Source organism: Mesorhizobium sp. 43Arga, assembly GCF_053714255.1.
Genome location: NZ_JBSKBO010000017.1, coordinates 1 through 11,599 on the forward strand (window position 1 = coordinate 1; position 11,599 = coordinate 11,599).

Sequence of the window (11,599 nt, forward strand, 5' to 3'; positions counted from 1 at the left end):
GGCGACGCCGGCCGCCGTGTTGCCGGCGCTGCCGCCGGAGGCTTCGATCGCCGGACCCATGCGGCTGTAGAGCAGTTCGGCGCGGTGGGTGTCGATGAGGTTCATCGCGCCCTTGATGATGCCGTTGGTCTGGAGGAAGTCCTCTTCGCACTGGGCGATGAGGTCGACAATCGCATTGCCGATGCAAAGCACATCATAATCCGGCATCAATGTCTCCGCCAAAAACCAAGCCGGCTTCTCGCCATGCCCGCGCGGGTGCCCTCGTTGCTATGGTCTGCCGCTTGCAGAGCCGTCATTGGCCTCACGCTGCAGCCAAACCTGGCTCACGACGCAACTCGTCCACCTTGTCGGTCCTTTCCCAAGTGAACTCAGGCTCTTCACGGCCGAAGTGCCCATAGGTCGCGGTCTTGCGGTATATCGGGCGCAACAGATCAAGCATCTTGATAATGCCTTTGGGCCTGAGATCGAACAGCTCAAGAATGAGGCGCTCGATCCTTTCTTCCTCGATCGTGGCCGTCCCAAACGTGTTGACGAAAACCGAAACCGGATTGGCCACGCCGATTGCGTAGGCAATCTGCACCTCGCAAACTTCGGCAAGTCCGGCAGCAACGACATTCTTGGCGACGTACCGGGCCGCATAAGCAGCAGAACGGTCAACCTTGGAGGGGTCCTTGCCCGAAAAGGCGCCACCGCCGTAGCGGCCCATCCCACCGTAGGAGTCGACGATGATCTTTCGTCCGGTGAGGCCGCAGTCGCCACGCGGTCCGCCGACCACGAACCGTCCTGTCGGGTTGACCAGGATTCTGATCCCTGTCGTATCCAGGTCGGCCGGCAAGATCGGCTTTATGATCTCCTCAATAACGCCTTCACGCACGGCTTCCTGCGAAACCTCCTCGTCATGTTGGGTCGACAGGACGATTGTATCCAGCGCCACCGGACGCAAACCTTCATAACGGACCGAGACTTGCGATTTCACGTCGGGACATAGCCAGCTGAGCTGTCCTGCTTTACGGACCTCTGCCTGCCTTTTCGTTAAGTGGTGAGCGAGCTGGATTGGCAAGGGCATCAGTGTATCGGTCTCGCTGCAAGCGTATCCGAACATGAGGCCCTGATCCCCCGCCCCCTGATCGAGATCAACTCCTCGTCCTTGATCGACGCCCCGGCTGATGCCCGCCGACTGTTCGTTGATGGCCAGAACGACTGCACAACGCCGACCATCAAACCCGATGGCGTCGTCATCGTATCCGATATCGAGAATGGTATCGCGAGCAACTTGACTGTAATCGATCTGGGCGTCACTGGTGATCTCGCCAGCCAGCACGACCATCCCTGTCTTCACCAAAGTCTCACAGTTTTTCACCAGCGCTTCACAGGCCACGCGCCCCTTGGGATCTTTACTGAGGACCGCATCGAGAACGGCATCCGAGATGTTGTCGGCCATCTTGTCCGGATGTCCGGCGCCGACGGATTCGGAGGAGAAAACGAACTGTCTAGCCATGGAGTAGCCTCGCTTCTGGTAATGGAGTTGCATGGTTCGTTTAGGCTGCCTTCCCGGTCTGAGATGCCAGGTATCGGAAATGCAGCGCATAAGTTCGCAACCTCGTTCCGCACGCCGGCGTGAACAACTGCGTCGTCAGGGTGTGCGAAAATCGTGGAGATAAAGGCAGCGATCTGTTCCATTTCCTCCTCACGCATGCCCATGGACGTCACGGCTGGCGTCCCCACGCGAATCCCGCTTGTGGCGCCCGGATCGCGACGGTCGCCCGGCACCAAATTGAAGTTCGTGATAATGCCTGCCTCAGTCAGGCGCGCCGCATAGGCTTTGCCTGACAGTGGCGATCCCGCAGATCAAGGATCAGCATGTGATTGTCAGTCCCCCGGTGACCAGGTCAAAACCTCGGTCCTGAAGCGCTTCGCCCAGAGCCCTGGCATTCTTCACGATCTGCTGACCGTAGGCACGGAAGGACGGGGTCGCGGCCTCTTGCAAGGCCACAGCCAAAGCCGCGATGACATTCATATGCGCTCCACCTTGCAGGTCAGGGAAGACGGAGCGATCTATACGTTTCGCCAGATTGTATTTGCTCCTGGGGTGATAGCGTGCCTGATAGCGATCTTCATTTTTCGATAAAATGAAGCCTCCACGCTGGCCGCGGATCGACGTGTGAGACGTGCTGGTAACGACGTCGCAATGGCCCACTGGATTGGGGTGGGCTCCGGCGACGATCAGTTCACTTATCTGAGCAACGTCAGCTCCGAGATAGGCCCCCACCTCGAGGGCGATTTCAGCCACTACAGTGTAATCAAGTGCGCGTGGATAAGCAGTTCTGCCGATCCAAATGAGCTTCGGCCCTTCCCGCCTGGCTAGGTCGCGCAAGCGATCGTAGTCGATTTTCTGCGTCGTTTCGTCCAGTCCATAAGGTACGCGCTGGTAATCAATGCCTGGGAAGTTGACGGCCCGGCCGTGGGTGAAATGGCCACCTTCGGGGAGATGCAACGCCATGACTTTGTCTCCAGGAGTCAAAAGCGCACGGTGAACAGCTTGGTTGGCCGACGAACCGGAATACGGTTGGACGTTAGCGTGTTCACTTCCGAACGGCGCCTGCATGCGCTCTACAGCCAGCTTCTCAAGCTCCTCGGCGATCTTATTCCCCGAATAGAACCGGCGCCCGGATCCCTCTCGGAATGTTTGTTTATGAAAATCGAGCCGGTCGCTTCCAAAACGGCGAAGGAGGCAAAGTTCTCGGATGCGACGAGTTTAAGTGTCGTCCGCTCCTGCCGCTGCTGCCTCAGAATCAATTCGCGCACGCGGGGATCCACCCGGGCCAGCGCCGATTCTCCATGGGGGTTTGGTGTTACCCAAGACAGCTCCGGAAATGAGTTCATTGTTATATCCCCTTCTTATTTTCGTTTTTCGTCATTCGCTGCAAGCCTGTGGTTCTCGTTCGGCGATCGGAGCACGAAGCGGCACCAGACTTGCAGCCGCTGGATATCGGACGTTTGCGGGCAGTGTACCATCAGCAACGATATTCGATCGCAAAAGGTCTGTGAATTTGCTTCAAGGATCTGTTGCAGTCGTCAAAATTGAGAATGTAATTCAACGAGCGGTCATGCGTCGCCGCTCGAAGGCGTCTAGCTATAGCTAAGCTAGCGTCTTCTGCTCCCGGCCTGCGGAGGGCAACGGTGCTTAACAGCAGCGGCTCGGTATACAGTATTGAAAACGACATGCGCGCCGACACTCGTGCCGATAGTGTCCCGATGGCTGTGCTCTGACGACTATGCGCGAGCGCGACCGGCATTTTCAGGGCCACCTCGACCGTGCTCGAACCGCTGTCGGAGAAGAAGGCCGACTCGAGAGCTGCCGCAGCCATGTCAGCCAGCGCGGAGCGATTGCTTGATCTGCTTGATGGCAGCGGCCGGCGAGGATCATCTGATCGAGAGTTTCGGGTGCTGCGTTGCGGATCGGCTCATGATCTAGGAGCGGTGGCTGCGGGTGACGACCGACCAGGAGCATCGCATCGCCTCCGCGCGTCTCGAGAGAGGAGCCCTCGATCGGCACGACGGTCGGCGCTCCGGGTGGCATGTTGGGGAATAGCAAACAGCGAGCGGCTCAATGTGGCGCTCCAGGAAGTCGGCGACACGAGCCCCGCGGGGCTGCGGTAAGCGCCTCGGCACGTACACGCCTGCCATGTCTGCGGTGAAACGGAACCGCCATGCGCCACCGGCGAAGCGGATTTCGTTCATGCTTCTATGCTTCAACGCGTCCAAACGGAGCACCGATTCCCTGAGCGCTATGACCACACCTCAGTCGCCTTGTCGGAGCACTTTCCGCCGGTACTCTCTCGGCGAGCGCAATAATGCGGAATCAAGGGCGGCTTCGTCGGAACACGCCGCGTCTTGTGCACAGGGGAAGGAGAACCGCGGGATCGGTTATTGAATCGCAATTCTATCACCGGTCGCGCGGTTCAATAACTGCGGCGGTCGAGGCGCATCTGCGCGGGGACGCGCTAGACTGCTAATCAGCAGTGCATAGCACCACCGGCCTGACCCGTGCGGAGCGCTATGCCGAAGAGGCGGGGCGGCTCCCCCGATCGGCGACGGGCACCGTTGAGCAACTGCGGAGTGTGGGCGCAAGTGCGCGAGGTTCAGGCGGATTTGACCGGAATATGGATATTTACTCAGTTCGGTGGCGGCGGATCAGGAGAGCGTCCAATCGTGGTGCTGAGCTGTGACCGTGAGCGCCAGCCCCCATTAGAAAACTCTTGATGACTCCCAACCACGAACTCCGTCAGGTCATCGCAAGTCGAGTTCGCTGCATTCAGCACACTTGGCCAAGTTCACGGCAATGCATCGGCTGTCCGGACGGCCATCAAGGCATTAGGCGTCGACGTAGCAGTGCCGCCGAAAGGCAGAACGGCACCACAGTGTATAGGCACAGCGCGCCGACATGCAGGCCGACAGCACCGGCCGGGTGGCCAAGGATGGCCGGACGAATTAGCTCGATTGAATGTGCAAGCGGCAGGAAGCCGCCTACCTGCTGAAAAACCCCAGGCATTCGGCTCACCGGGAAGACAGCTCCGGAGAGGAAAAGCATGGGTGTGATGACGAGCGTCTGGTAAAAAATGACGTAGTCGTAACTGGGTGCGAGCGACGTCACGACCATCGCCAGGCTCGCGAAAGCAAGGCCAGTGAGAGCAAGGACAGGCAGCGCATAGAGCGCGGAGGGCCATGTCACATAGCCCAGCATAGTGGCTACAATCATGATTCCGGTGCCGGCCATAAAAGCCTTCGTGGCTGCCCACGCCAATTCACCCAGCACGATGTCGCCGAGCGTGAGCTGTGTGTACAGGATTCCTTCCCAGGTCCGCTGCATTCGGCCGAAAGTTGCATAGATCGTTTCGAAAGTGGAGGAGGTCATCGCGCTAGCGGCGACCATGCCCGCTGTTAGAAATGCTATGTAGGACGTGCCCTCAATGCGCCCCACCATCATTCCGAGGCCAAAGCCGAGCCCGAACAGCGAGATCATAGGGTCGGCCAAGTTGCCGATAAGCGAGGCAAGCGCCGCCTTTTTCCATGCGAGGTAGTTACGGCGCCATACCGCGACCCAGTTCCACGCATTGGCTGGCAGAGCCGCCGCATTACGTTCGCCTATCATCATTTCTCCATCCCGCGCCCGGTCAGCCGCAAAAAGACGTCTTCCAGGTTCGGTGGACGCTGCAGGAGACGCAGACCCGCGTGTCCGTGGAGCTGCACCCGTACCTGCTCGGGATCGTGCGCATAGCAAAAGAGCGTCTCGCCGCTCACCTCGATGCGCTCAACGTGGGGCTTGATTATCGCACTCAGCTCATTCGGGTCACCACCGTATATCTCAAGCACCTGGCACCCGATCTGCTCTTCGATCAGCGCGTGTGGGCGCCCCTCGGCGATAATGCGCCCTGCCTCTAGGACGCACAGTCGGTTGCACAGTCGCTCGGCCTCTTCCATGAAGTGGGTGGTCAAAATGATCGTCTTGCCTTGCGCCAGGAGCCTGCGCAGCCGCTCCCAGATTAGGTGGCGCGCGTGCGGATCAAGGCCTGTGGTGGGCTCGTCCATCACAAGCAACTGCGGGTCATTGATCAGCGCTCGCGCGAGCGTCAGGCGCCGCTTCATGCCACCGGACAGCGCGCCGACGCGTGCATCGGCCTTGCTCTCGAGGCGGGCGAACTCGAGCAGCGACGGTATCACTGCTTTCAACGCGCGTGTGCTCATGCCGAAGTAGCGCCCGAACACGAGCAGGTTTTCACGTACGGTGAACTCGAGGTCGAGGTTATCGAATTGAGGGACCACCCCAATGCGCCCGCGTGCCAGCCGAGCGCGTGCTGGTACTGGCATGCCGAGCACCGTGATCCTGCCGGAATCAGGCGGTGTCATGCCAAGGAGCATACGCGTAATCGTGCTCTTGCCCGCGCCGTTCGGACCCAGCAGGCCAAAGCATTCTCCCGCCGCCACAGTGAACGACAGCCCGTCCACAACCAACTTGTTGCCGTAGGACTTGTTCACGCGGTCAAGGTCGATGGCTAGCGCGGACATGTACTCGTCTCCCCCTGCAGAACGCCGCCGACCAGCATCAGGTCACATGGAGAAAATTGCGAAGACTCGAGCGGAGAGAGGAGGGGGACGTCGCTGATGACCGAGATCGGTGAATTGGGCGCACCGTGCCAGCAGTCGCTCACGAGCCTATCACCACCTTTTGCATCCTGACCGCCTCCCGCGACGGCGGTCCCACCCGTTTCAAGATACTCGGCAATCTGATTGGGCAGAGCCTCGCCTTGCTTCTCCTGTTCAAAGTGACAGAAGAGGCATCCGTCCTCGACATGGGCAGTCGCCCCGTCACGCGTTAGATTCATGCCGCAGGTGCGCATAGTGCCTCCATTTTATCGCCCGCGCGCTATTCAGCCTTCACAGAGAGGTCTACCTTCACTCAGACGCCGCCTCGGCTCCTGGGTGTGCGGTCGTGAACCGCTCGTGGAGCTCTGCTCCTTCCTCCCCACCAGACAAAGCATCGCTAAGAAGTACCCGACCTGAGTGAGCACGGCGCAGAGAACCGACTGACCGAACGAACCGGTCAAGCAATAGGTCGCCGCGGCGAAGGCCGCTGATGCACCGATCACGTGTATCAAGAAATATGATACTTCCATTCGGCTCTCCTAGTCTCCCGCTTTCGTCGGCCGGAATTCGATCCACCCCGAATCGAACGTCGAAACCGGAGCACGCCGTCTTTGTTGATGATTCACATCTACACCTGCTGACGGTCGGCGTGGTCTTATGGGGCATGCTGTTGCGGTGTCGGCGCCAGCGGCGTGCCCAAGCACCGACCAGTGGCATCGCGCGCTGAACGAAAGCCAAATGCCGCCCGACATAGTCGCAAGCCTTCGGATAGCCGCGCGCATACCGGCCTTGACCGCGGCGGCCGTATAGAATTTCCGCAGCGACAATCAGATCGACGGCTCCTGGCTCGAGAACATTTCAACCTCTCCGACCCTGAGGCAGACGTGTTGAGCTCGTTCTTCGGTTCCGCCTTCGAGCTTGCGCTCGCCGCACGACGGCGATGACCGTGAGCCGGCGGTAGTGGGTCGAAAGTTTTCGCCAAACGCGCCGGTCCCGCATCCGATTTGGAGCGCGTTGCTGACAGAACCTGGGGAAAGCGACGGCTCGAGCGCTTCAGGGTGATTCCCGCGCTCGAACGCCTTGCCGTCGAGCCGCCATGAATCGTCCGTGGCCAATTCTAAATGCAACCAGCGACGGCCACCATCCTCTGCCAAGACTTGTCTCCTAGTCCGATAGGCAATCACTCTTGGGTGCCGAAGCCGGATGACGTCACCGTCGAGAACGCCCCCAAAAGAGTGGGCCAGCGCGATGGCGCCGCACTATCCGGCAAGTCCGTGGCTATCGAACCAACATCGGGGTTTCTGATCGGGACGCCTTTGCCACCGCCGCTGGGAACCGTGGCAGCAGAGTCGCGCGACAACCAATCGCTGTTGCTCAATGTGCAAAGCGCATACGCTTTCAACGGAAGTAAAAGGAACAGATTGATGGGCGTGTGTAGACAAAACCCCAGAAATCGTAGTTCGCGAGCACGAAACGCTGCCACACTGCAGCGGATCATGGTCATGGCCGTAATCATGGCGCCTGTCCACCAAGGCACTGTTTCAGTCAGCGCCAGCTGCGCGATCCCCGTTAATACCGAGACGGCGAGGAGCAGCGGCCCGACATTTTGTCCGACCACGTCCAATGTGAGATAGCGATCGAGACTGGGTAGCAGGCGCAGCGAAAGCAGCGTGTCTCGGAAGGTGCTCCGCGCCCATCGCAGTTGTTGGCGCAAGTATGGCCGCAGCCGATCCGGCACGACCGTTGCTGCAATCGCGTCCGGAATGTACTCGGTCCGCAGGCCTGCTTTCAGCATGAGGATCGTGAGATGGCGATCCTCACCGAAATCGCTTAGCTTGCCACGAAACTGCTGCGTTTCGTACTGATCAAGAACCATGAGAAGCGCCGACCGGCGGTACATGGCACAGGGGCCACAGCAGCACATGACCGCACCGAAACGAGCCTGCGCCGCGCGCTCCTCGTTGCAAGCAAGCCAGTACTCCATGTCGATCAACCAGGTCAGCCAATTCTCGTTCCTGTTGCTGGCTATCAACTGACCCATGGCCGCGCCGATCTGTGTATCTCTCATTTTCAGCGCAAGCTTCGTCACGGCGTCGGAAGCCAGTGTCGTGTCGGAGTCGACGTTGAGCACCAAGTCTCCGGATGAGCGGCGTATGGCGGCGATCTGTGCCTTGCGCTTTCCAACATTCTGCGGCAGCAGAATGAAGTTGAACCTCCCGTCGAGCGCGTAAAGGTCGTGAACAGGTCCCACGGCAAGGCGATTTGCAGAGCCGTCATCGACTACATAGACTCGCAGTTCTCCGCCATAGTCTTGGTCCGCAATTGACGCTAGGCAGGCCGAGAGCGTGCCCGGATCCTCATTGTAGCAAGGGATGATGACGTCCACGCTCGGCAGACGATGGGAGCCGGCCTGGCCGTCCGAGGTCGACGACAGGTCGGCCGGTGAAGCATAAACCGTCTGCATGCTTTTGTACGCGGCCGAGAGCAGCGCATAGGTCGAGACAGCACCAGTGCTGATTGCGTCGAGCAAGGTCATGGGGTTTCACTTCGTTGAGTGGTGTCGGGGAGGGAGCGGATTGCAAATCCCCGCTCATGAAGCTCTGGAATGAGACGAGACAGAACCGTCAGCGTCTGGTCCCGCAGACCGGCCTGAGTGTCCGGCCTGAACTCGTCGGGAGGGCAGCCATCGTGCAACAGCACCATTGCGCCTGGACGGACAGAGGCAATGACTGCGTCGACAATCGCGTCGACCCCGGGACGAGACCAGTCGCGAGGGTCGATCGACCAGTGGACCGGGACGAGACCAGCACGCCCACAATGCGTGAGCACTTGTTCGGTCCAGTTGCCATACGGCGCGCGCATATGTACGACCGAAGCTTGTGGACAGGCGATCCGAATGACCCTGTCTGCCTCGAGTATTTCATAGTGTACCTGGGAGGGCCGGCATCCAGACAAGTCTGGATGCGTCATCGTGTGATTGCCGACCCGGTGCCCTTCTGCAATCATTCGTTGGATGAGTTTGGGCTGGTCTGCCGCATACGCTCCGATAACGAAGAAGGTTGCCGACGCGTGGTTTTCCGCCAGCAGATCGAGGACGTCCGGTGTGCAAACCGGATTAGGACCGTCGTCAAACGTCAAATAAACTGCGCGTCGGCCAGTGCCGTCGGCACATTCATCATCGACTTCGGATATGCAGTCGAGGGGTCTCACAGCTCTGGTCCGTTCCGTTCGATTAACGTGCCGGCGGGCCATTCGGACATCGGCTGCGCAATCGGGAGAACAATTAGGACTACGTCCTCCGTGCGGGTTGGCGGTTTGTCCAGACGCGCACATGGAAGGGTCGATCGCACGCGGATCCCCGGCATGATCGTCGCCAGGCCATTTCGACTGAACCTTGCAATGTGGTTCTGGAGTGCCGGTCGAACCGTGCCAAAGGCGAATGGGACGTTGAGTTCCCGCAGTACTGGATGCATGACCCGGACTGAATGGGCAATCCAGAGCCCCTCAAGATCCGGACGTACCCCGTATAGGCCAAGTTCTGCCACCAGAAGATCGACGGTGCCGATCCTGATGAAGCGGCGCAGCAGGCCGATGTGAGCCGCCACCCCCTTGCAGTCATAGCCGATTGCACGCAGCTCAGGCCTCGCACCGCTCCAACTTTGGCTGCCTTCGAATGGTTTTGCGTTGAAACTGCCGGTCTTCCCATAAATCTTGCGGAGGAACGCGGAAAGTTCCACATGGTCGTCAAGATCAAGTTCATTCTCCCAACGCAGCCTCCAGCTCAACTGAGAGCGAATGGAACAACATGATCTTTCTTGATGTCTTGACTCACGCATCACGCGATCCGATTTAGTAACAATTCGAAAGATATGCGTTATGGCCCGATTAGCTTGACGGGAGCTTGGTAGGTTCAATCAACGCGATATGGGCTGGGCATCGTCCCGAAGCACATGACAACAGACATAGGAATCAGTTTACGCTCTCTCAAACCAGGGCTTCCTCTGGAATTCAGGTCGTAGACAGAAATCCTTATTTGGGTTTCGATTGTAAGCTTCGAGTTACTTAATGCAGTATTTGCTAAAATAGGTAAAATCGATTGTTTTGATGGAAATCATCCAGGTCATGGATGGCAGCTGACCTGAGCACCTCAAGCGTCACGAGCAGCCTTACGCCCGTTCCGACACACACGGCCTGTTGTAATCTGGACGGCCGATCGCGAGTACGCACGTAGCCGACCAAGGCGCCCCGCCGTCGCTGGAGATACGGAGTCGAGGCCATCTTCCAGCTTTGGGTCGCAAGGTGGCGAGCAATCGTTAAGGCGAGCATAGAAACCATTGCTTACGACAACCTGACGAAGTCGCGATCCATGGTCGCCCATTTTTGCAGAACTTGACGCACACAACCGCTTCTTCCGCGAGTGCCAGATCAGCTAAGGGGGGTACGACAGGCCGCGGGCTGCCGGAAAATGATTTCGTCGTGATCTGCTAGCGGTTGCCGCATTGTGACCTCATCTCTCGCTGCTCCAGGTGCCACAGACGCATAAAGGTCAGCACTGCCCGGGCCGCGCCTTGTGCCTGGCCATGGCTTGCATCGAATAGGAAATACCGTGGCGGTTTAGCGGATGGCCCGCCCCGAATTGCCTGTGAACTTCCATCCGAATTGGCCGAGTATTTCCCCTACGTCTGGCCGGCGAAGGGGCATGCCCAGTCGCCACTTCGCGCATGGCCCAGGTGAGGCGCAGTTCTCTGGCTTCCGCCATTGCGTTCATGATCGAGCTGTTCGGCGTTCGTTTCGCCCACCGCGTGAACGAACTCCTTGTTGTGTGAATTGGGCTCTCCGTGACTGATCGTGGCAGTGACGAACGGCTTGATCTTGGCGAGGGAGCGGTAAGGTTGCCAAGCTGGGCCTCACCGATGGTTCCCTTGGCGACACCAGATGGGAATGCCCCAGAATCACGAACGCGCGAGCCCCCACCACCCTTGTTGCATGTTCCAGGCTGCCGACGATGTCATTGTTGACGAAATTGCCGGCGATGCGCAGGCAGAGATATCGCCGATGCGCTGATCGAATGTAGTTCACTTCACATGGGGTGGATGTGACGAGATGGACGAAGTCACAGGCGATGGCCATGCCGAATTGCTCGGCCACGGCTCGCTCGAGATCACATTCGCCTACCACAACGGCGACGAAGCCCTCCTCAAGGCAATACGGCAAACTTCTTCAACAGACTGCTAGAGGTTTAGCGACCCTCCTTAAGGTCCCAAATTTAAGCTTCGACTCTTAATGCAGCATTCTCTAAAATGTCGAAATCGATTGGTTTGATGTACGCTATCCAGGGTATGGATGGGAGAAGCGCGCTTCCCTGAGCAGGATCAAGCGTCACGATCCGCTTTTCGTTCGACCATTGCACTCAGTCCGCCCTAGGATGGCGGCCCGCCAAGGAAGTAGGGTCGAA

General features: G+C 58.9%; 8 protein-coding genes and 2 pseudogenes. 1 reads left to right on the plus strand and 9 read right to left on the minus strand.

The genetic code is table 11. From position 1 onward, the window contains the following. The 9 genes and pseudogenes from ACWGS8_RS32460 to ACWGS8_RS32500 all read right to left on the minus strand — a co-directional run. Window positions 1-207: pseudogene (locus ACWGS8_RS32460) on the minus strand (adenosine kinase); the annotation flags it as partial. A gap of 94 nt (window positions 208-301) precedes the next feature. Next, window positions 302-1,498 (minus strand): methionine adenosyltransferase, encoded by a 1,197-nt coding sequence (metK, locus tag ACWGS8_RS32465; protein WP_454584767.1) that lies wholly within the window; start codon window positions 1,496-1,498, stop codon window positions 302-304. Window positions 1,499-1,551: 53 nt separating this feature from the next. Then, window positions 1,552-2,883, minus strand: a pseudogene (locus ACWGS8_RS32470) (serine hydroxymethyltransferase); the annotation flags it as partial. Window positions 2,884-4,366: 1,483 nt separating this feature from the next. Continuing rightward, window positions 4,367-5,152 (minus strand): ABC transporter permease, encoded by a 786-nt coding sequence (locus ACWGS8_RS32475; RefSeq protein WP_454584768.1) that lies wholly within the window; start codon window positions 5,150-5,152, stop codon window positions 4,367-4,369. Next, window positions 5,152-6,066: a nodulation factor ABC transporter ATP-binding protein NodI gene (nodI, locus tag ACWGS8_RS32480; RefSeq protein ID WP_454584769.1), complete on the minus strand. Its 915-nt coding sequence runs from the start codon at window positions 6,064-6,066 to the stop codon at window positions 5,152-5,154. Before nodI ends, ACWGS8_RS32475 begins: the two co-directional genes overlap by 1 nt. A gap of 905 nt (window positions 6,067-6,971) precedes the next feature. Then, window positions 6,972-7,298, minus strand: a complete 327-nt coding sequence (locus ACWGS8_RS32485) for an SAM-dependent methyltransferase (RefSeq protein ID WP_454584770.1) — start codon at window positions 7,296-7,298, stop codon at window positions 6,972-6,974. Between the two features lie 26 nt (window positions 7,299-7,324). Continuing rightward, window positions 7,325-8,680 (minus strand): chitooligosaccharide synthase NodC, encoded by a 1,356-nt coding sequence (gene nodC, locus ACWGS8_RS32490; protein WP_454584771.1) that lies wholly within the window; start codon window positions 8,678-8,680, stop codon window positions 7,325-7,327. After that, on the minus strand, window positions 8,677-9,354 hold the full coding sequence (gene nodB, locus ACWGS8_RS32495) for a chitooligosaccharide deacetylase NodB (RefSeq protein WP_454584772.1): 678 nt from the start codon (window positions 9,352-9,354) through the stop codon (window positions 8,677-8,679). The genes nodC and nodB overlap by 4 nt, the downstream gene beginning before the upstream one ends. Further along, window positions 9,351-9,941 (minus strand): NodA family N-acyltransferase, encoded by a 591-nt coding sequence (locus tag ACWGS8_RS32500; protein ID WP_454584818.1) that lies wholly within the window; start codon window positions 9,939-9,941, stop codon window positions 9,351-9,353. The genes nodB and ACWGS8_RS32500 overlap by 4 nt, the downstream gene beginning before the upstream one ends. Window positions 9,942-11,247: 1,306 nt before the next feature. On the opposite strand from ACWGS8_RS32500, the gene ACWGS8_RS32505 reads away from it, so the two are divergent. Beyond that, window positions 11,248-11,379 (plus strand): hypothetical protein, encoded by a 132-nt coding sequence (locus ACWGS8_RS32505; protein ID WP_454584773.1) that lies wholly within the window; start codon window positions 11,248-11,250, stop codon window positions 11,377-11,379. The last annotated feature ends 220 nt before the right edge of the window (window positions 11,380-11,599 follow it).

Bases quoted from the DNA above. Each gene is read 5' to 3' on its own strand.
- ACWGS8_RS32505 (WP_454584773.1), top strand. From the start codon at position 11,248: ATGGACGAAGTCACAGGCGATGGCCATGCCGAATTGCTCGGCCACGGC.
- nodC (WP_454584771.1), bottom strand. From the start codon at position 8,680: ATGACCTTGCTCGACGCAATCAGCACTGGTGCTGTCTCGACCTATGCG.
- nodI (WP_454584769.1), bottom strand. From the start codon at position 6,066: ATGTCCGCGCTAGCCATCGACCTTGACCGCGTGAACAAGTCCTACGGC.
- metK (WP_454584767.1), bottom strand. From the start codon at position 1,498: ATGGCTAGACAGTTCGTTTTCTCCTCCGAATCCGTCGGCGCCGGACAT.
- ACWGS8_RS32475 (WP_454584768.1), bottom strand. From the start codon at position 5,152: ATGATAGGCGAACGTAATGCGGCGGCTCTGCCAGCCAATGCGTGGAAC.